This window comes from Nostoc sp. UIC 10607 (assembly GCF_047228265.1).
GTDB lineage: Bacteria > Cyanobacteriota > Cyanobacteriia > Cyanobacteriales > Nostocaceae > Nostoc > Nostoc foliaceum_A.
The window spans coordinates 1,356-25,315 of record NZ_JBIQNW010000057.1 but is presented as its reverse complement, the minus strand read 5'-3'; the positions used below and the strand labels follow the sequence as shown (position 1 = coordinate 25,315).

General features: G+C 44.5%; 3 protein-coding genes (1 of these 3 only partly in view). All 3 read left to right on the top strand.

What is annotated here, in order from left to right; all coding sequences use genetic code 11:
• Tightly spaced (each overlapping or abutting the next), the 3 genes in view from ACEYW6_RS29170 to ACEYW6_RS29160 form a layout consistent with a single transcriptional unit that may run on beyond the window.
• On the top strand, window positions 1-3,725 hold the 3' portion of the coding sequence (locus ACEYW6_RS29170) for an SDR family NAD(P)-dependent oxidoreductase (protein ID WP_412982499.1). It extends 3,895 nt beyond the left edge of the window; 3,725 of the gene's 7,620 nt are visible here — the last part of the coding sequence; the start codon falls outside the window, past its left edge; it ends in the stop codon at window positions 3,723-3,725.
• Complete coding sequence (locus ACEYW6_RS29165) at window positions 3,722-17,467, top strand: amino acid adenylation domain-containing protein (protein ID WP_412982498.1); 13,746 nt, start codon at window positions 3,722-3,724, stop codon at window positions 17,465-17,467. The genes ACEYW6_RS29170 and ACEYW6_RS29165 overlap by 4 nt, the downstream gene beginning before the upstream one ends.
• Window positions 17,460-23,960 carry a beta-ketoacyl synthase N-terminal-like domain-containing protein gene (locus ACEYW6_RS29160; protein WP_412982497.1) on the top strand — a complete coding sequence of 2,167 codons (6,501 nt, stop codon included), beginning with the start codon at window positions 17,460-17,462 and terminating at the stop codon, window positions 23,958-23,960. The genes ACEYW6_RS29165 and ACEYW6_RS29160 overlap by 8 nt, the downstream gene beginning before the upstream one ends.

Genomic DNA, 23,960 nt, shown 5'->3' with positions numbered 1-23,960 from the left:
CTGAAGTCGATATACTGCAACGAGTAGGACAAGAGTGGCAAGTAGTCTCAGTCCCGCAAATTCAAGATCCAGAGGAATATTGGAGTACGCTGTTAGAGCGGTATCCCAGCGCCCAAGCGGAGCTAACCTTGCTCAGGCGTTGCGGCTTGAAACTAGCAGAAGTACTGCAAGGAAATAGTCATCCGTTAGAATTGCTATTTCCAGCCGGGGATGTCACAACCGCAGCCAGCTTATATGAAAATTCTCCAGCCTTCGCGCCCATGAATGTACTGGTGCAAAAGGCAATCTCAACCTTGCTGGAGCGTTTACCTGCTCAACTCGGGGTGCGAATTCTGGAAATTGGTGCAGGTACTGGGGGAACAACCGCCTATATTCTGCCGCACCTCAACGCCCATCAAGTAAAGTATATATTTACTGATATTGGCAGTTTTTTTACAACTCAGGCACAAAATAAATTTCACAATTATCCCTTTGTAGAGTATCGGGTTTTAGATATTGAGAAACCACCTGCAAATCAAGAGTTTAATTTACATGAATATGATTTAATCTTGGCAGCTAATGTACTTCATGCTACTAGTGATTTACGTCTAACTCTCAAACACGTACAGCAGTTATTAGCTCCTGGCGGGATGTTAGTCTTACTGGAGGGGACGGCGCGTCGGCGCTGGACAGACTTAACCTTTGGTTTGCTGGATGGGTGGTGGAAATTTGCCGACTTCGATTTACGTCCAGAATATCCCCTAATTTCTGCTAACCAATGGCTAAAATTGTTACAGCAAAACGGTTTTACAGAAGCTATAGCCCTTGGCTCTGAGAAAGAGAGTATATTTCCACAATCGGTGATTGTTGCCCAAGCACCACATATAAACTCAGTACTAACAACATCTCAGCCAAGCCATTGGCTAATTTTGGCAGATCGTTATGGTATTGGTGGGGATTTAGCAAAATTACTACAGTCTCAAGGAGAAAATTGTACTTTAGTATTCCCAGGACAAGAGTACAAACAGCTACCAGATGGGTTCAGGGTAGACCCAAGCAACCCGGCTGACTTTCAACAACTCTTCAAGGCATTAGAAACAGATCAGCCTTTGCGAGGAGTAGTACATCTGTGGAGCTTGGATGCTGTAGGAGTAGATTTAGAGGTAGCCACAAAACAAGGATGTGCTAGTACATTACATCTAGTCCAAGCTTTGGTAAAAGCAGGATTTTCTACACCGCCCTCTCTGTGGTTAGTAACCAAAGGTGCAGTACCAGCCACAACTCAAAACTTTCTAGGAGCAGCACAGTCTCCTTTATGGGGAATGGGAAAAGTCATTACTCTAGAACATCCAGAACTAAACTGTGTACGGGTAGATTTAGATCCCTACAAAGTCGGGAGTCAGGTGCAAGACTTATTTGCAGAGATTTGGTCAAGTGTTTCCGAATATGAGGTGGCTTTCCATGACGGTGTACGTCGAGTAGCAAGGTTAGTACGTAGCAGCTTAGTTCCAAACCGCAACGTTGCACATCGGCTTGATGTTCCCAATAACCAACCATTTCAACTCAGTATCTCAACACGAGGACAACTAGAGAATTTAGAATTACAGGCGATCGCTCGCTGTAAACCTAGTGCTGGTGAGTTAGAGATTCGAGTTCTGACCACCGGGCTGAATTTCAAAGATGTTCTCAATGCACTGGACTTGTACCCTGGTGATCCAGGTTCATTGGGGCTGGAGTGTGCTGGTGAGGTGGTAGCTATTGGGGAAGGAGTAGAAGGCTTTCAGATTGGAGATGCAGTTTTAGCTATAACTCCTGGCAGTTGCCAACAGTATGTTACAGTCAACGCTGCTCTAGTAGCAATTAAGCCAGAAACTCTCAGTTTCGAGGAGGCTGCCACAATTCCAGTTGCTTTTTTAACAGCCTACTATACGCTACACCACCTTGCTAAAATATCTCCTGGGGATAGGGTGTTGATTCATGCAGCTAGTGGCGGGGTAGGACAAGCCGCAGTGCAACTAGCTCAGTTGGCTGGAGCCGAAGTGTTTGCTACAGCTAGTCATGGTAAATGGGAATCTCTCAAGTCTTTGGGAGTAAAACATATTATGAATTCCCGCACCTTAGATTTTGCTGATCGAGTTATGGCAATTACTCAAGGTGAAGGGGTAGAGATTGTACTCAATTGCCTAGCAGGAGAATTCATCCCTAAAAGTTTATCGATTCTAAGTCCTCAAGGTCGCTTTTTAGAAATTGGTAAAAGGGGCATTTGGGAACCGAAGCGGATAATCAAACTCAGGTCTGATGTCTCCTATTTTGTGATTGATCTCATGCAGGTATGTCAACAACAGCCTGCTTTAATTCAATCGATGCTGCATCACTTAATACAACAATTCCCAGAGGGCAAACTCAAGCCTTTACCACGAAAGGTTTTCTCTATCCAAGACACAGTTAGTGCCTTTCGCTACTTCCAGCAAGCCAAACACATTGGCAAAATTGTACTATCTCAGCAGTTAGATAGAGAAACTTTTAACGAAACATCTCTATTACCACAGCAACTTGCCTTTTCTGGCGATCGCACCTATTTAATCACTGGGGCTTTAGGAGGTCTGGGGTTATTGGTCGCTCGCTGGATGGTAGAAAAGGGAGCGCGCCATTTAGTGCTTGTAGGGCGCAGTGGTGCTAATGATTCTGTGCGGAGTCAGTTGAGGGAGTTAGAGCAATCAGGTGCTAATGTCAGGGTAGTCCAAGCTGATGTTACCGATGCAGAGCAAGTCGCTCAAGTGCTGGCAGATATTGAGAGTTCCCAACCACCATTGCGAGGAGTTATTCACGCCGTTGGTGTTTTGGATGATGGTGTTTTGTTGCAACAGAATTGGGAGCGTTTCCAACGAGTCATGGCTCCGAAAGTGCAAGGAGCATGGAATTTACACGCTTTGACCCAAAACCAGCCCTTAGACTTTTTTGTGTTATTCTCCTCTACTGTTTCTCTACTGGGCAATTCAGGTCAAGCCAACCACGCAGCAGCAAATGCCTTTCTGGATGCCCTAGCCTCTGCTCGTCGAGCCAGGGGATTAGCAGGATTGAGCATTAACTGGGGGGCTTGGGCTGATTTAGGAGCCGCAGCCAAACGTCAGGTCGTCGAAAAGTTCAAAATGAAGGGGATAGGAAGCATAGCCCCACAGCAGGGATTGGAAGTGCTGGAACTCTTATTTTCTCAGCCATTTGTTCAGGTTGGGGTCGCGCCTATCAACTGGGCGCAGTTTATGAAGCAATCACTACCTTTGTCGTTCTTTGCTGACTTTGCAGAAATTTCTCAGCAGCCAGCGATCGCTCCTGTAAAATTTATCCAACAACTTCAAGCAGCTCAACAAGGCGATCGTCAAGAGCTTTTGATTGCTCATGTCCGCTCACAAGTCAACATAGTTTTAGGTTTAAATCCATCTAAATCTATAGATACACAGCAGGGTTTTTTCGATCTGGGGATGGATTCTCTGACATCTGTGGAATTAAGAAATCGTCTGCAAAGCAGTCTGGGATGTACTTTGCCTTCGACCCTAGTATTTGATTATCCGACAATGAAAACCTTGATCAATTATTTAACCCAGGAAGTACTAACAACAGAATTTTCTCCAGCATCTCTAAAATCACAACTCAATGAAAAATCTGATTTAGAAGAACTATCCTCAGATGACATTGCAGATTTACTGGCCCAAGAATTAGCAGCGATTGAGGAGGGCAAAGCTTTATGAGTAAGAATTCCGTGAATACCGATCATCAATCTTTAATGAAAAAGGCACTACTTGAACTCAGGGAAATGAAATCCCAACTGAGTACTCTAGAGCGTACCAAGACTGAACCTATTGCCATTATCGGTATGGGTTGCCGATTTCCCGGAAATGCGAATAGTCCTGAAGCTTTCTGGCAGTTGCTATGCAATAAAGTAGATGCCATTACTGAAATACCGCCAGACCGATGGAATATTGATGCTTACTACGACTCAAACCCAGATACTCCAGGGAAAACATATACCCGGCATGGTGGGTTTGTCGATCGCTTACGTGAATTTGACTCTCAATTTTTCAACATCTCACCACGGGAAGCCGCCAGTCTTGACCCCCAGCAACGCCTGCTTCTAGAGGTCAGTTGGGAAGCACTGGAAAACGCAGGTTTAGTACCCGCACAACTAGCTAACAGTCAAACTGGTGTATTTATTGGTATCTCTAGCAATGATTATTTTCAACGACTTTTGACTAGAGAGCCTACAGAAATTGACGCTTACTTAGCAACAGGTACTTCCCATAGCGTTGCATCGGGTCGCTTATCTTATATTTTAGGTTTACAAGGGCCAAGTTTATCAGTGGATACAGCTTGTTCCTCATCATTGGTAGCTGTTCATTTATCTTGTCAAAGCCTGCGTAATCAAGAGTGTGATTTAGCACTGGCGGGCAGTGTAAATCGACTCCTGTCACCAGAATATAGTATTAATTTCTCCAAAGCCAAAATGTTAGCCGCCGATGGACGTTGTAAGACCTTTGATGCCTCAGCCGATGGCTTTGTGCGTGCGGAAGGCTGCGGAGTCATAGTCCTGAAGCGTTTGTCAGATGCGATCGCTGATGGGGACAATATTTTAGCTGTGATTCGAGGTTCAGCAGTTAATCAGGATGGCCGCACCAGTGGACTAACGGTTCCTAATGGCCCGGCTCAACAAGCTGTGATTTCTCATGCCTTAGAGAATGCCAGGGTCAAGCCAGAGCAAATAAGTTATATAGAGGCTCATGGCACTGGCACATCTTTGGGCGATCCGATCGAGGTGGGGGCGTTGGCAACAGTGTTTGGTAAGCACCGCTCTCCAGAACAGCCATTGATGATTGGTTCGGTAAAGACTAACATTGGTCACTTAGAAGCGGCATCTGGGATTGCGGGTTTGATCAAAGTGGTATTAGCCCTCCAGCATCAGGAGATTCCACCTCATTTACACCTTCAGCAGCCCAATCCTTATATTAGTTGGAATGAAATCCCGGTGGTCGTACCAACTGAACAAACGCCCTGGCGAACAGGGACAACCCCTCGGTTGGCGGGAGTGAGTGCCTTTGGCTTTAGTGGCACTAATGCCCATTTAGTGCTGGAAGAGGCCCCGCCTTCCCAGCCAGGGCTACCGAATACAAAACGCTCATGGCATTTGCTGACATTATCAGCTAAGACACAAGAAGCGCTAAAGCAATTGTCACAGCGTTATCAAGACTATTTAGCCGCTAACGCAGATTTAGCTATAGCGGATATCTGCTTTAGTGCTAGTACCAAGCGATCGCACTTTCACCATCGGCTGAGTGTGGTGGCTGACTCCTCAGCAACGATAAGGGAAAAATTAGCTGCCTTTGTCACTGGACAAAAAACGCCAGGAGTTTTCTGTGAGCCGATACTAGGCACTAGTCAACCTAAAGTCGCCTTTCTTTTCACGGGTCAGGGATCACAGTACATAGGCATGGGTCGCAAGTTATACGAGACACAGCCGACATTTCGCAAAATGCTCGATCGCTGCGATCAAATCCTGCAACCTCTTGTGGAAAAATCAATCCTGTCAGTACTCTACCCAGAGCCAGGAACAAGTTCCCCTTTAGATGAGACTGCCTATACTCAACCCATCCTATTTGCCTTTGAATATGCCCTAGCTGAGTTATGGAAATCTTGGGGCATAGAACCAGCAATAGTCATGGGTCATAGTGTAGGTGAGTATGTTGCTGCCTGTGTAGCAGGGGTATTCAGCCTGGAAGATGGTTTGCAGCTAATTGCTAAAAGAGCGCGTTTGATGCAAGCTTTACCCCAAGATGGTGAGATGGTAGCGGTATTTGCAGATGAGAATCAGGTGCAAGCAGCTATTGAACCTCACAGAAAGCAGGTGAGTATTGCCGCTATTAATGGCTTGCGGAATATTGTCATTTCTGGTAGGCGTGAAGAAGTTAGAGCAATAATTGCTGCTTTGCAATTAAAAGGAATCGAAACTCAGCGTTTAAGAGTTTCTCATGCCTTCCACTCTCCTTTAATGGAACCTATGCTGGATGGGTTACAAGAGGCTGTTAACCAAGTTTCGCTGCAACCGCTACGCTTACCACTTATTTCTAACTTAACTGGTGAACTGATACCGCCTGGTGTTGTCCTCAATGCTCACCATTGGCGAGAACACACTCGAAACGCCGTGAAATTCACCGCCGGGATAGATTATCTATTGCAGCAAAGTTACGACTTGTTTCTAGAAATAGGTCCGAAGCCAATTCTATGCGGTATGAGTCAACGCGATCGCCAGACAGCAAACGCGCTTTGGCTACCTTCTTTAAACCCAATTAAGCATGACTGGCAAGTGTTAGAGGAAAGCCTTGCTACTTTCTACGTCCGGGGAGCAGATATCAACTGGATCGAGTTCAATCGGGACTATTCACAAAATCAGGTATCACTTCCTACATATCCCTTTCAGCAAAAAATTCACTGGTTTGATGACAAGAGTGTACTGATGAAAACAAAAGACTCCAACTCCCAGGCAAATACTTCCTTTCAAACCACCCAGCGAGACAAAATCTTGGGAACATTGAGTTTGTTAATTGCCAATTTGCTGCAATTGTCCCCACTGGAAGTAGATATTTATAAACCTTTTCTAGAAATGGGTGTTGATTCCATTGTCCTTGCTAATGCAACGCGCAGCATCGAAAATACCTATGGAATGAAGATTGCCATGCGCCAGTTCTTTGAAGAATTGACAACACTGGATGCACTGGCAAATTACATCAACCAAAATTTAGGCGAACAGCAAACCGAAATCGATGCGCCACAGCCTCAAGTACAATTGCAGCAGCCAATTCAACCGCCTATCGTTGTCACACCTACACCAGAGCCGGAAAATCAACAGATAGTACCAGAGACTGGGCTACAAGGAATTATCCAGCAGCAGCTTCAGGTAATGTCTCAGATCATGTCGCAGCAGTTAGAAGTCTTAAGCAACAACAAATTACCTTCCCAGCGATCGCCTTCATCAGAAACTAATACTGTCGATTCTCAAGAGCAACCGCAGCATCACCAGGTTGCTCAATCGGTAGCTGCTACTACTAAACCTGAGCTGCCAGCAACTACCCCTCCATCTTCCTCAGCTATTCCTTTTTGGCAAGTTGAACAATCCCAGACCAGACAATTGCATCCCCAGCAACAGCATCATCTGGAAACTCTGATCGCTCGTTATACCCAGCGGACTGAAAAATCAAAACAACTAGCACAAGCCTATCGGCCAATTTGGGCAGACAGGAGAGCTTTAAACCAGTTTCGTTTAGAAACCAAAGAGATGTGTTACCCCATAGTGGGCGATCGCTCTTTGGGATCAAAGTTTTGGGATATCGATGGCAATGAGTATATAGACTTAACAATGGGGTTTGGTGTCCACCTTTTTGGTCATAATCCCCCCTTTATTGCTGAGGCTTTGGCAGAGCAGTTACAGCAAGGGATACAAATTGGTCCCCAATCAAAAATAGCTGGCGAAGTAGCTCAATTGATTTGTGAACTAACGGGTGTAGAGCGAGTTACCTTCTGTAATACGGGGACAGAGGCAATGATGACAGCCGTGCGTTTGGCACGCGCAGCCACAGGCCGCTCCAAAATTGCTATCTTCAGCTGCTCTTACCACGGCCATTTTGATGGTCTTTTAGCTATAGCAGAAAATATTGATGGGGAATTAAGCTCTGTACCGATGGTTCCTGGTGTATTGCAATCTATGGTTGATGACGTTTTAGTTCTCACCTATGATGCTCCCCAATCTCTGGAAATTATCAAAAATTACGCCCATGAATTGGCTGCTGTTTTGGTTGAACCGATACCAAGCCGCCGACCGGATCTACAACCTAAAGCATTTCTGCAACAATTGCGGCATTTGACGCAAGAAGCTGGAATTGCTTTAATTTTCGATGAAATAGTGACAGGCTTCCGCATTCATCCTGGTGGAGCGCAGGCTTGGTTTGGTATTCAAGCAGACATCATCGCCTATGGTAAACTCATCGGCGGTGGGATGCCTATTGGCATCATTGCTGGTAGGGCGACTTACATGGATAGAATTGATGGCGGTTTGTGGCATTACGGTGATGATTCATATCCTGCGGTTAAAACAACATTTTTTGCTGGGACTTTCTCTAAGCATCCATTAGCTATGGTGGCAGCACGAGCTGTACTTAAGTACCTGAAGATGCAGGGAACCGCGCTACACGAGCAGTTGAATCAGAGGACATCACGGTTAGCCGAAACCCTCAACGCTTACTTTGAAGAACAGAAAATTCCCATTAAAGTCTTATATTGTGGTTCAGTTTTACGTTTTACTTACTTAGGAAACATTAGTTATCTGTATCAGCCGCTAGAGATGGATTTACTCTTCTATCACTTAGCACAGAAGGGAATTTACATCTGGGAAGCACGCTCCTGTTTTCTATCTACGGCTCATACAGAAGAAGAGATTGATTATATAATTCAAGCCTTTAAAGATAGTATATATAACTTGCAACAGGGAGGTTTTTTCTCCAAGCATTCCCCAACTGCGACTCAGCAAAACTTATTGTCTGCCAAAGAACAAAAGAGTCAGCATTTGCCATCAGAGGCCATGCTAACACCAAAAAGCATTAGCGATCGCCTCAGACCAGAATTCACTCAATTGCTTTTTCAGCAAGATTTAGATATTTATAGAAAGCTATTAACCAAACTGGAAGGCTTGAGCATCAACTATGTTCTCATAGCTTTTGCACAAATGGGATGGAATTTCTCTTTTCAACAGCGCTTCTCAACAGTATTAGCTGCAAAGCAAATGGGCGTAGTTGAGCAATATCAGCCGTTACTCAATCACTTACTTTTTATGCTGGCAGAAGTGGGGGTGCTACGTCACGTAGATGGAGAGTGGGAAGTTACTCAACTGCCAAAGCATACAGACTTACAGGAACCAGAGATTGCAACTTTAATTCAACAGTACCCAGTTGCCAAAGCTGAACTGACTTTGTTGGGGCGTTGTGGGCAAAGACTAGCACAGATACTACAAGGAGAATGCCACGCACTCCAAGTGTTATTCCCTCAAGGAGATTTAAGCACAACAACCCAGCTTTACCAAGATTCTCCTGGGGCTGTAGTCGTAAATACCTTGGTGCAGCAAGTTATTGCCACTGCTTTGCAGCGTTGGCAAGGACGAAAAGTCCGAATTCTAGAAATTGGTGCTGGCACTGGCGGCACAACTTCACATATTCTGCCTTATCTGTGCGATGAAACTGAGTATGTATTTACGGATATCTCTCCTTTGTTCGTCTCTAAAGCAGAGAAAAAATACACTAATTACCCCAATATCAACTGTCAAATTTTAGATATTGAGCAAGAACCTTCTACCCAAGGCTTTGGCTGCCATCAGTATGATTTGGTGATAGCAGCCAATGTACTCCACGCTACTCAAAATCTCAGACAAACAATCAACCATGTGCAGCAGTTATTAGCTCCTGGTGGATTACTTGTTTTAGTAGAGACAACAGCTCCCCAACGCTGGTTAGACCTAACTTTTGGGTTAACCGCAGGTTGGTGGAAATTTGCTGACCATGATTTGCGACATTCCTACCCCTTGCTTTCTGCGGGGCAATGGCGGCAACTATTACAGGGTAATGGGTTTCGAGAAGCTGTTACCATTCCCCATGAGATGGAAGAAACCAGACTTTTATCTCAACAAGCTGTGATTATCGGCCAAGTAGCAGACAAAATTCCCTTGAATGCAGCCCAAAAACAATTAGGTATTTTGGCACAAATGGGGAAAGATGGTTCGCTAGCATACAATGTTTCCATTGGTCTGGAGTTGAAAGGTTTGTTGAATCAAGGGGCAATAACTCAAGCTATCCAAACAATTGTCAACCGCCACGAAGCTCTACGTACAGTTATCAGTAGCCAGAACGATTTTCAGGAGATTTTACCATCTCTAACAGTAGAGGTTCCTTTAATTGACTTTTCTAATTTAAATAGTGGCGATCGCGCGGAGCACAGCGCCAAAGGCGATCGCAATTTGCAAGTAGCTGATTGGTTCCAAAAAGAAAACCAACAACCTTTCGACTTTAACCAAAAATCCCTCTGCCGCTTCTCAATTCTCAAACTAGAGTCGCAACTGCATTTGTTGGTTTTGACGATTCATCACATTATTGTTGATGGTTGGTCAATGGGCATCATCCTCAAAGAGTTAGGTGCATTATATTCTGCTCAGTGCCAGGGTGTTGATTGCTACTTAAAGCCATCTATGCAATTTAAAGAATATCTTCAGTGGCAGGAGCAACAAAGCCAAACTGAGGCAATGGCAGTCCATGAATCTTACTGGTTAGAACAATTTGCTGGCTCCATCCCCATTTTAGACCTACCCACTGACTATTCTCGCCCCCCCATCAAAACGTATAAGGGTAGCAGACAAACGATGCGGCTTAACCCTAGCCTGACTAGTGATGTCAAACGGTTCAGCGTAGACAATGGCTGCACCCTATTTATGACTCTTCTATCAGCCTATGGAGCTTTGCTGCACCGATTAACAAACCAAAACGATATCATCATCGGTACTCCCACAGCCGGACGCTCTTTTGCTGGCAGTGAAGAATTAATAGGTTACTGCGCTCATATATTACCTATAAGAAGTTGCATTATTGACTCTCTCACCTTTGGTGAATACGTAAAAATTCTCAAAGACCAATTATTTAATGCTTACGAACATCAGGATTATCCTTTTGCTAGGCTGATTGACAAACTCAATGTAGCCAGAGATGCCAGCCGCTCCCCTTTAATTGCGACAACATTTAACTTCGACCAACCTGTTTCTCTGCCCAAGATGTTTGGGCTGGAGACAGATTTATTCCCTAAACCTATTAGTTTTACTCCATTTGATCTCAGCTTGAATGTTGTCGAGATAGATGGTGAATTGCTGTTGGATTTTGATTACAACACAGACTTATTTGCAGCTGCCACAATTGAGCGCATCATGGGGCATTTCCAAACCTTGCTGCAAGGAATTGTGACTGATCCTCAGCAACATCTGACGCAATTGCCCTTACTATCTGCTACTGAGCAGTATCAGCTGCTAGTGAAATGGAATAACACTCAGGTAGCGTATCCCCAAGATAAATGTATCCATCAATTATTTGCAGAGCAAATCGAGCAAGAGCCAAATGCTGTAGCAGTAGTATTTAGAGATCAGCAACTAACTTATCAGGAGTTGAACATCCGAGCTAACAAAATAGCCCATCATTTGCAAAGTTTGGGTGTCGGCTCAGAGATGCTGGTGGGTATCTGCGTTGAGCGTTCTTTAGAGATGGTAGCAGGGCTGCTAGGAATTCTCAAAGCTGGTGCAGCTTATCTACCTTTAGATATAGGATATCCCCAAGAGCGGATTTCCTTGATGCTAGAAGATGCCCAAGTCTCAGTTTTGTTGACTCAACAACAGTTAGTTGAGAGACTACCTGCTTGCAGTGCCAAGGTGGTTTGTTTAGATTCTGACTGGGAACTAATTAACGAAAACAGCGAAGAAAATCCCCACAGTGCCATAACATCTGACAATTTAGCTTATGTTATGTACACCTCAGGGTCTACTGGTAAACCAAAGGGTGTTAGCGTCATCCACCGTGGTGTAGTAAGGTTAGTCAAAGCAGCTAACTATGCTCATCTCACTCCAGCAGAAGTTTTCTTACAATTGGCTCCCATATCATTTGATGCCTCGACTTTTGAAATTTGGGGTTGTTTACTCAACGGTGGACGGTTAGTGATTTCCCCTGCCCATACACCATCTTTAGAGGAGTTAGGGCAAATTATTCAGCAATACAAAGTCACAACCCTATGGCTGACAGCAGGTTTATTCCACCTAATGGTAGATTGGCGGCTGGAGGATTTAAAGCCTGTACGTCAATTGTTGGTAGGAGGTGATACTCTATCTGTTTCCCACGTCCAGAAAGCTTTGCAAGAGTTGCCAGACTGTCACTTAATTAACGGTTATGGGCCAACAGAAAACACGACCTTCACTTGCTGTTTCCCCATCACAGATTTCAGCCACCTTGGTCTTTCCGTCCCCATTGGTCGCCCAATTTCTAATACTCAAGTTTATATTCTCAATCGCCATCTGCAATTAGTTCCCATTGGCGTGATTGGTGAACTATATATTGGTGGGGCTGGTCTTGCCAGAGGTTATCTCCATCGCCCTGACTTGACGACAGAGAAATTCGTTAATAACCCCTTCAGCAATGAACCAGGGACACGCCTCTACAAAACTGGTGACTTAGCTCGTTACTTAGCCGACGGTAACATTGAGTTTATTGGTCGCATCGATAACCAAGTAAAAGTACGGGGCTTCCGGATTGAACTGGGAGAAATTGAAGCTGTGTTAGCTCAACATCCCGATGTACTTCAGACAGTAGTTACTACCCAGGAAGACAAAATAGGTAATAAGCAACTAGTGGCTTATATCGTCACGCAGCCAGACAAAGCGCCTAGCTCCGCAGCAATGCGCGGCTTTCTCTTGGAGTTGTTGCCCGATTACATGGTGCCCTCTGCTTATGTGCTATTGGATACTTTACCTTTAACTTTTAATGGGAAAGTAGACCGTCAAAGCCTGCCATATCTAGATCCATATCAAAGAACTTCTGAAGTAGGTTTTGTAGCACCAAATACCTCTACTGAAGAGATTTTGGTTAATATCTGGGCTGATATCTTAAAAATTCAAAAAATAGGCATTGACGACAACTTCTTTGAATTGGGAGGCAATTCCCTACTGGCTACCCAGATCGTTTCTCGCATCCGCGAAGCCTTTTTGGTCGAACTGCAATTATCAGATTTGTTTGCAGATCAAACGATCGCACATCTAAGTTCCAAGATTGTGAGCGCATCCAGCGATTCTTCCGGTATCCTACCCCAGATACTTCCTAGATCAATAGCAGGTGACGCACCTTTGTCTTTTGCCCAAGGGCGTTTATGGTTCTTAAATAATTTTGATCCAGGCAATCCTGCGTACAACATCGTTATCAGTTATCGCATCCAAGGCATCTTAAAAGCAGATATCCTAGCAGTTGCCTTACAAGCGATCGCTACTCGCCAAGAATCTTTACGCACCTGCTTTCCAGTAATTAATGGGGAGCCAGTACAAAGAATTGAGCCATCAGTGCAAGTAGCGCTAAACGTCGTTGACCTCACAGGTACGCCAGATACTGGCATTGAAAACACCATTGCAGATATCTGCAAGGATGAATATCTCTGGCGTTATGAGCTGAGTAAAACACCACTTTTTCGCTTTACACTGCTTAAACTCAAGGCTGACGAGTACATTTTCCTCATCAGTTTGCATCACATCATAGCTGATGGCTGGTCAATTGGTGTTTTTAACCGTGAACTCAGTCAGCATTACCAGGCAGCTATCACAAAAGAAGCGCTACACCTTCCCGATTTGTCAATTAGCTACGCTGATTTTGCTGTTGGTCAACGTGCCTGGCTACAAGGTGAGGTACAAGAAAAGCAACTTGCTTACTGGAAATATCAATTAGCAGGGTTGCCACCTTTAAAATTACCTAAAGACTATGCACGTCCACAGGTGCAGACCTTCGTTGGTTCTAACGTGCAGTTCCACTTAACGACTGAGACAGCGATCGCCCTAGAAAAACTGAGCCAGAAACATAGTGCCACCCTGTTCATGACTTTGGTAGCAGCCTTTTTTGTTCTACTCTACCGCTACTCAGGTCAAGAAGACATAGCAATAGGAACGCCAATCGCCAACCGCAACCGTAGCGAAATCGAAAATCTCATTGGCTTTTTTGTCAATACATTAGTGCTTCGTTGTCAAGTTTCCCAAGACATGACTTTCTCAGACTTGTTGAAACAGGTACGCCAAGTTGCCCAAGCAGCTTATGCACGGCAAGACTTTCCTTTTGAGCAGGTGGTAGAGGTTCTGGCCCCAGAAAGGGACAGCAGTCAAAATCCGCTGATCCAAGTGATTTTCGCTTTTCAGAACGCTTCCATGAAACCACCAGTCTTTCCTGGTCTTGAGATCGAAACCCTTGATTTTAAGGCACATACTGTGCGCTTTGACCTAGAGATGCATCTGTTACAAATTGACGATGGGTTAACTGGTTATCTAATTTATAATACCGATCTGTTTCAGGCTGCGACCATCGAAAAATTAACTGGCCACTATGTCAATTTATTGCGATCGTTAAGCACTAATGCCGATCAAAATATTCAGCAGGTGGCAATTCTAGAAGCTGCTGAAAAGATGGAATTGCTCAGTGCTGGGCGTAATAATTTACAGATTTCATACCCACGAGACAAGACAATCCATGAACTTTTTGAAGCCAAAGCGGCTGAACAAGCAGAGGCAGTTGCGCTGGTCTACGCAGAACAAACACTGACCTATGGAGCGCTAAACGCTAGAGCTAATCAGCTTGCCCGATATTTGCAAACCTTGGGTGTAACACCAGAAACGTTAATAGGAATATACCTGGGACGTGGAATAGATAGTATAGTAGCAATGCTGGCGATTCTTAAGGCTTCTGCTTGCTATGTTCCTCTTAACCCAGAAGATCCATCTGCACGTATTCAATTTGTCGTAGAAGACACCAACCTTGATCTGATTATCACTAACAGTGAAACAGTGCAACAGCTACCCAGAGAATTCAAAGGCGTTGCACCACGACCAGTTTGCCTCGACCAAAACCAAGCAATTATCGCGGCTCAAAAGGAAACTAACTTACCTTTGCAAATTGGTGCTGAGAATCTTTGCTACATAATGTATACCTCCGGCTCTACAGGACAGCCTAATGGCGTTACTGTAGTCCATCGCGGCGTAGTGCGACTAGTTAAAGGATGCAACTACGTCAAGCTGAACTCAGCAGAAATACTGTTACAATTAGCACCATTAACTTTTGATGCTGCTACTTTTGAAATTTGGGGTGCTTTGCTGAACGGGGGTCGTCTAGTAATTGCCACACCCACCCGTCCTTCGTTAAAAGAATTGGGACAACTGATTCAGCAACAAGGCATAACCACTGCTTGGCTAACTGCCAGCTTATTTCATTTGATGGTTGACGAAAATATTGATGGGCTTCGAGGACTTCGCCAACTCCTTGCTGGAGGTGATGTACTTTCTTTGCAGCAAGTTCGACAAGCATTAACCCATCTTGGTAGCGACTGCGTACTCATTAACGGCTACGGACCGACAGAGAACACAACTTTCACTTGCTGTTACCGGATGCAAGACATTTCGGACTGCGATGCAGAACAGGTTCCCATTGGCCAGCCAATCTCTAACACCTACGTTTACATACTTGATGATCGGCGAGAACCCGTCCCAGATGGTGTTATTGGGGAACTGTACGTTGGCGGGGATGGTTTAGCACGGGGTTACTGGAGGCGACCCGATTTAACAACAGAAAACTTTATTCCAGACCCTTTTAGTTCAGATCCTCACGCCAAAATCTATCGTACCAGGGATCTTGTCCGCAGATGTGCCGATGGCATCCTTGAATTTATCGGTCGTGTGGACGATCAGATCAAGATCCGAGGCTTCCGGATTGAACCAACTGAAGTCCAAGCTTGTCTTGCTCAACACACAGCAGTTCGAGACTCTTTAGTTTTAGCTGTAGGTTCTAAAAATGAAGATAAGGCTTTAGTTGCTTACGTTGTACCTAAACCAGAATTCGTTTCCACAGTGGTTAACGAAAACAATAGCGAGTCGTTATTAGAACATCAAAAAGCTAACTGGGCGGAATTATTTGACAAGCACCTTTATACTCAGTCTCATGTCACATCTGATCCCACCTTCAACCTCACTGGCTGGGTCGATAGTTACACTGGAGAACCCATTCCCGTAGAGCAGATGCGAGAATGGTTAGATTATCGCATTGAGCAAATCCTATCCTACCAACCAAAACAGGTGTTGGAAATTGGTTGCGGTACTGGGCTGGTGTTGTTCCGACTTGTGCCTGTGGTAGAAAAATATGTCGGTATTGATATCTCTCAGGTTGGCTTAGACTACATTACAGAATATCTGCAAAACAAACCTGCGGAATCAGAGAAGGTAGAATTACATCTTGCTAGTGCAGAACAAATCAAAGGACTGTATCAACAAAAGTTTGATACTTGTATTGTGAATTCCACGGTTCAATACTTTCCTAGTGCCGACTATTTAATTAACGTTTTAGAAATTGCTATTGAGGCAATGAAACCAGGCGGTACAATTTATCTGGGTGATATCCGTAACCTAGCTACACTAGAAGCCTTTCATGCTGCTATGGCATTGCGTCGGGCAGAAGACTCTACTTCCAAAAGCGAGTTACAGCGTCGTGTACGCCAACGGGTCTTCCACCAGAATGAGTTGTTAGTAGATCCCCGCTTCTTCCAAGCATTAAAACAACTTTTCCCCCGCATATCTCATGTCAAAATTCAACTCCAGCGTGGAAATGCTTTCAATGAATTAACTCGCCACCGTTACGATGTCATTATTCTGCTCGATGGCACCGAGGAGAAACCTGTTGGACGCGATATCTGTCTAGATTGGCGCATAGATGAAATCAGCATTGGTTCTCTTCCAGCCCGTTTGGGGAAGCAAGATTGGCATCGATTGACTGTACGCAACATACCCAATGCCCGTATGGTAGAGGATTTGCAGGCTGTAGATTGGCTAAGGGAAAACGGTGAACCAAATACAGTTGGGGCATGGCGAGCTAAAAATCAGCAAAAGACCTACAGTGATGCGGTGAACCCAAATGATCTAGTGGTTATGGGCAAAGAGATGGGGTTGGATGTCGAGATTAATTGGGCTTTATCGGGGAATATCCAGTATTTTGATACAATTTTCCAAATTACTGCTTCACAACCCCAGCAGCCTCATAAAAAGACAATAAACCTCACTCCACGCCTTATCAACCCCATTTCCCTGCCAGATTTGACGCGAATGGCCAACCTTCCACTCCAAGGTGAACTCAGTTCCTTGTTAGGGCCTCAGTTAAGGGAATATCTGCAAGCGCATTTACCCGACTATATGATTCCCAGTTACATCTTGATTTTGAGCCATCTTCCCCTGAAACCATCCGGTAAAGTTGATCGAATTGCGCTGCCACAAACCCATGATTTGACCTTAAATAACCAGAAACAAAGCAGTTTGCCGGAACATGGAATCGAGCAGAAGATTGCTCAAGTATGGCAGGACATACTGCAAATCGAGAACGTTAGAAGAGAGGATAACTTCTTCGATTTGGGTGGAAACTCCTTAACAATGGTACGAGTCTGTAGCATTCTGCAAAAAATCCTAGATATAGAACTAAGTGTTGTAGAGATGTTCCAATATCCCACAATTCGCAAATTGGCAGACCATCTCAAAACAAGAGATGGCAAGATTACGCGATCTACATCTAATCAAACTCGGTCACAACAACAACAGAATGCTTACCGCACAGTTAATTTTCCCAGAAAAAGGAGATTCCAAAATGACTGATCAGCAAAATTTGGATAACTTAGCTATTGCCGTAATTGGCATGGCTGGAAAATTTCCAGGTGCAAACGACCTTGACTCATTCTGGGAAAATCTGTGCAATGGAGTGGAATCGATCCGTCATTTCACAACAGAGGAATTACTGAGTGTCGGTATTTCTGAAAAAATCGTTGGCGATTCTCACTACGTAGCAGCAAAGGGCGTTTTGTCAGATATCGACCTGTTTGATGCAGATTTTTTTGGGGTCAATCCTCACGAAGCCGAGTTGATGGACCCTCAACATCGCTTATTTTTGGAAACTGCATGGACTGCCCTGGAGAATTCGGGATACGATCCGCAGCGATATGATGGTTGGATAGGTGTTTACGCAGGTTCTGGTAATACAACATACCTGAATCATGTTCTACAAGATAGCGAGGATCTCAACCTGAGAGCGGGACAAACTCATGTTTTCTTTGGCAATTACCCTGATTTCTTCGCCTCTAGAGTAGCTTACAAACTAGGTCTTAAAGGCCCGGCTGTGGTTGTTCGCACAGCCTGCTCGACTTCACTTGTTGCTATCAATATGGCTTGTCAGTCGCTGCTTAACTATCAATGTGATATGGCGTTGGCTGGTGGTTGCTCAATTCATGTCCCGGAAAAAGCAGGCTATGTCTATGAAAAGGGAGGAATTCTATCGCCAGATGGACAGTGTATGGCGTTCGATGAACGTGCTGCTGGTACTGTTCCTGGTGATGGAGTAGGTATATTAGTTCTCAAACGGCTTAATGATGCCTTGCAAGACCAAGACAATATCCTCGCTATTATTAGAGGTTTTGCGCTTAACAACGATGGCTCAGACAAAGTGGGTTACACCGCTCCCAGCGTCGATGGTCAAGCTGAGGTCATTTCTTTAGCCCACGAAATGGCAGGTGGTGATTTTGAGGCAGTCGCTTATGTCGAAGCTCACGGCACAGCTACTCCGTTGGGCGATCCTGTTGAGGTCGCAGCCTTAACTCAAGCTTTTCGTCAAAACACCCAAAAAACTAACTTTTGTGCTGTTGGGTCAGTAAAAACGAATATTGGACATCTTGATGCCGCAGCTGGAGTCGCTAGCGTTATCAAAACTATTCTCTCACTGCGTCATGGATTGCTGTTACCAAGTCTGCATTTCCAGACCCCCAATCCGAAAATAGATTTTAGTAACAGTCCTTTTTATGTGAATACGACATTGAAGGAATGGCCTAACCAAGATAAACCGAGACGGGCGGGTGTAAGTTCCTTTGGGATGGGCGGAACCAATGCTCACTTGGTTTTGGAGGCAGCCCCAAGCCGTAACAGTGAATCTCAGGCTGATACTTTTCAGGTGCTACCGCTCTCAGCCAAAACTCCAGAAGCATTAGAACAACTGACAAATAATTTAGCTGATTACTTAACGTCTCACCCAGATATCTGCCTCAATGATGTAGCTTATACATTACAGGTCGGTCGCAGTCAACATTCATGCCGACAAGCAATTATCTGTCGAACCCATTCCGAAGCTATTGAGGCTTTGCGCGGTGTTCGTGTTAATCAGGTAAATTTGCTGCTAAAGGACAATGTTCGCCAACCAATTTTTCTGTTCCACGGTTTAGGAACTACAAATTTAGAATTTGTCCGCAAATTATATGCAGGTGAACCTGTTTTTACACAAGAACTCGATCGCTGTTTTCAAGTCCTCAAGCCCTATTACAAATACGATCTGCATCAAATATTATCTTCTTCTGTGCTTGAGCCAGAACTGCCTTTGCACTTAGTCAACACCCAACCCATCTGCTTGGCTGTTGCATACGCTCTGGCTAAACTGTTGCAATCTTTAGGTATTGAGCCTACGGGAGTACTTGGCTTTGGTCTGGGAAAATATATCTGTGCCTCTATTGCTGGGGTGATGACCATCGAAGATGCTTTAATGTTAATTGCCAAGCAAAGTCAAGAGGTTGCTAACGATACGCCATTCACAGAACAACTGACTACACTACTGCAAACTGTTTCTTTGCAGTCACCCCAGATATCTTTGTTTGATCCAGTTGCAGGTGATTGGATAGATAAAACGGAATTGGTCAACCCAGAATACTGGGTGCGTCAACTTAAACAACAAGCTCCTGTCTCCAAATTAACTCTTGATTCTGAGTACCTTTTACTGGAATTAGAACCTGGAAGAATACTCGACTCCCAAATAGCAAGCGAGAACAGTGAGACAATTATTAACGTCTACAGAACTATTGAATCTGCGCCGAACAACCGAAAACCTATTTTCCAAGCCCTGCTGCACATCTGGCTGGCTGGGGGTCATATCGATTGGCAACAGCTTCATCTGGGAACAACTCCCAGACGGGTAGCGCTACCAACCTATCCATTCCAGCGTCAGCGTTATTGGTATGAACCACGCCAAAACGTTAGAGTTGCAACGCGACCAGCACCAGTTTTAAAGCAACTACCACCGATTCCATTAAAAAAGAAAAAGAATTTGGCGGAATGGTTTTATGTACCGCAGTGGCGGCGGACACTGCCACTTCTACCATTTAATTCTTTGAATTTAACTGGTTCCCAAAATATCTGGCTTTTATTCTTGGATGACTGTGGTGTTGGTCAAAGCTTTGCCCAGCATTTGCAGAGCCTGGGAATTAACGTATTTACTGTTAGCCGCAGTACAGATTTTCAGGTTTTGTCGGAATGCAATTATACCATAAATCCCACCGAAGCAGAACACTACGGACTGCTACTGGATGATTTGGCTCAACGTAACAAAATTCCCAGCCATATCTTAAACTTTTGGTTTGTGACATCGCTGAGTGATGAGCTAGCCCCCGAAACTGGCTTCGAGATGCTGCTGTTTTTGGCACAAGCGTTAGGCAAATGCGATCGCTCTTTCACAACACACTTAACAATCGTCTCCACAAACCTCCACGTAATTGAGCCAAGCGATCGCATCTGTCCTGCCAAAGCTACTCTACTTGGGCCTTGTCGCGTTATTCCACTTGAGTATGCTAATATTACTTGTCGCAGTCTCGATATCGAATTACCGAAGAACGAAACAGAAACAGCACGATTGCTAGATAGTTTGTTCTGTGAGTCTACTGTACTCAACGAGGAACCAATAGTTGCTTATCGCGGCGAAAGCCGTCTGATTCTTGAGTACGAACAAAAACAGTTAACCCCTGATGATGGCAACGAAAATATTCCCTTGCAAGAGCATGGAGTTTATGTAATCGCTGGCGGACTTGGTGGCGTGGGTTTGTCCTTAGCAACTTTTTTGGCTGAAGAATACTCAGCTAAAATCGCACTCATTACCCGATCGCCATTTCCACCACGAGAATCTTGGCATGACCTCTTGACTCAATCGCATATATGTGATTTTCGCACTTATCTAGAAAATTTATCCGCTGCTGAGTCAGTATGGTCAGAAAAACTGGCGATCGCTTCTCTTTCTGATTACCCTGGTTTAGAGTCAGGGTTACTAGAATTGTGTCGTTGCTATGCTCTTGATTACCTCAAGGGAGCGCTCAGAAAATCAAAAACGGTAACAGGTATAGATACCCAAAAACTTTTAGAATGCCTTGAGGTATCGCCCTCAATGGAGCGATTCATCGAATTTATGATCGACTTACTGCAAGAGCAAGAAGTACTCATCAAACAAAATGGGCGACTTCATTTTGGTCCCAATTTTAACCAATTACAAGATTCTTCTCACCTGAGTGCTTCACTACGTGCTAACTACCCGGCATTCACTGGAATAATTGATGTTTTAGAACGCGCTGCTACACACTACCATGAAGCTCTCTCAGGTAAAATTCCGGCAATTAGTGTGTTGTACCCAGAAGGTCGCTCCGATTTTCTGGAACAAGCTACAAAAAACACTTTAGAGTATAGTCAGGAACCGATCTATCGTCGGGTATTAGCCGAATTAGTGCGGATGTTGGCATACCAACAGGAGAAGCAACCTCTACGGATTTTGGAAGTCGGTGCTGGTAGCGGCTTATTAACACAAGTTGTTGCTAAGGAACTTTCTCAACTCACTTCCCAAAAGGTCGAGTATTGGGTAACTGATATTAGTCCCAGCTTTATGGAACAGCTTCAGCATCGGATTGCAGACAATGGTTTTGACTTTATCCAAACAAGGGTATTCGATATTTCCAGAGATCCGATAACTCAAGGTTATGCTCCTGGCAGCTTTGATGTTATTCTGGCACTCAACGTTGTTCACGCAACACCAAACATTGAAAACACACTATTTAACCTGCGATCACTCTTAGCTCCTAACGGAATTCTGGCACTGATTGAAGCCACGAAGATGCCCCCTTGGATTGATATGATATGGGGATTATCTAAGGGCTGGTGGCAGTTTGAGGACACTCATTTACGCAATCGGTCGCCCCTTTTAAGTCAGCACAATTGGGAAAAGCTGTTGACAGAACAGGGTTTTACAACCGTTGAGAGCTTGCCAGCTAATGCTGAGATGCAAAGTACTACCGATACAGCTTTAATAATTGCTCAAATCAGCAGAGAGCAAGTTGCAGCCTCACCTAGTTGGAATAGTGAAGCCAATCCACAAGAGTTAACACAACATCGAATTCGCCGGATTCAGGAAATTGAACTCCGGGGTGGAGAGGTGGAAATTTATAACTGTGATATTTGCGATCGCGATGCATTGGCGGCAACAATTGTGGATATTGAACAACGTTTTGGTTCAATTAATGGGGTCATCCAATCCGCTATGGTACTAGATGACGGATTAATGCAGCTAGAAACGTCCAAGAAAGCTATGGAGGTTCTGCGTCCGAAGATACAAGGTACGCAACTGCTTTTTGAATTAACTAACAATCCAAAGCGGAGCTTTTTTGCCATTAGTTCATCTCTAGCTTCCACCCTTGGACTCTACGCCCAGGCAGATTATTGTGCAGCCAATGCTTTCCAAGATGCTTTTGCTCAAAAGATGAATACTGAGTCCGAGTCTTTCGTCTGTTCTATCAATTGGGGCAATTGGAGTGATGCTGGAGCTGCAATGCGTCTACTCATGGACAAGTCTTCTGTTGCACCGCGACTACATTGGGTTCCTCATCCCCTGTTCGATCATTGTGTAGAGACTATTCCAGGTAGAAGAGTTTATCACGCTCGCTTGTCAGTACAACGACATTGGATTGTGAACGAACATCGGCTTGACGAGCGTCCGCTAGTCCCAGGTACAGCCTTCCTAGAATTGGCTAGGGCTGCCTATCAACATTGGAACCCAAGTAAGGCCGTAGAACTGCGCGATGTCTTGTTTCTAAATACGTTAGAGGTGCATGAATCTCAAGACCGTGAGGTGCGTGTTGTTCTTGAAGACAGAGGGGATTACTGCAACTTTACTATTCTTAGCCAAGATGACGCGTCCTACTGGTATGAAAATGCGCGAGGCGAAATTGCAGTACTCCAAAATTATCAACCAACACTCTACGATATTCAAGCGTTAAGACGTGCTTGTCAGGAGAAAAGAGTGGCTGATACAGGGCTTACAAGCACCAGGGATAATATAAAGCATTTCGGGCCCGTTAGTGTTGGGCCACGCTGGTACAAGGCAATCACAGATAGATATTTCGGTCAAAATCAGGCTATGGCTGAGTTGACTTTACCGGAAGATTACAGTGACGATTTATACTATTACAAGTTGCACCCTGCCTTACTTGATGTCGCCACCAGTTTTGCTATTGCTGCCCAAGATTTCTATTTTCCCTTCAGTTATAAAAAGTTGAGGCTTTACGGGTCACTACCATCAAAGATAGTAGCTTATGCACGCTATCTGGATGACGGTCGCTCAGGTAAGGAAACCATCTCTTTCGATATTCTTTTACTAGATGAAGCAGGTCACGAATGTGCCTTGATAGAAGGCTTTATGCTCAAGAGCAGCCCTGAGCGATACACCAATAAAGCTATTAGTCCAGTTGCTTCCCCTGACCTACATCCGGAACTACAGCAGGGTATGAGTTCCCCAGAGGGAGCCGAAGCCTTCCGTCATATCCTTAGACAATCGTCGCCCCAAGTGTTGGTTTCTACTCAAGATTTTGCCAGTGTGCAGGCTGAAAACAAAACTATGAGGGTATTACGGTTCAAGGAAAATGCCTTGCCGTTATTACGAGAGTTCACAACTTCTCATTCCTTAGATAATGGAAATTACTCAACAGGAAAATCTCAACTGCACTCTACTACAATCAATAATTCTTCTGGCGATCATCGTCAAGGATTAACTTCTCCATTGGCAGAGGACATGACAGTGCTAGTAAACATTTTTCGGGAGGTCTTACGTATTCAACAAATCAAAATCAGTGACGACTTTTTCGATCTCAATGGAGATTCATTGCAAGCCATTATGGTGACTTCTCGCATTCGAGAGATATTTGGTGTAGAACTAGGCCCGGATGCGCTTTTTGATTGCCCCACTCCGGAGAAGCTTCTGCAATCTATCAAGCAAAAATTAACCCAAGTTAAATCTGTATTTAAATAA

Bases quoted from the DNA above. Each gene is read 5' to 3' on its own strand.
- ACEYW6_RS29165 (WP_412982498.1), top strand. From the start codon at position 3,722: ATGAGTAAGAATTCCGTGAATACCGATCATCAATCTTTAATGAAAAAG.
- ACEYW6_RS29160 (WP_412982497.1), top strand. From the start codon at position 17,460: ATGACTGATCAGCAAAATTTGGATAACTTAGCTATTGCCGTAATTGGC.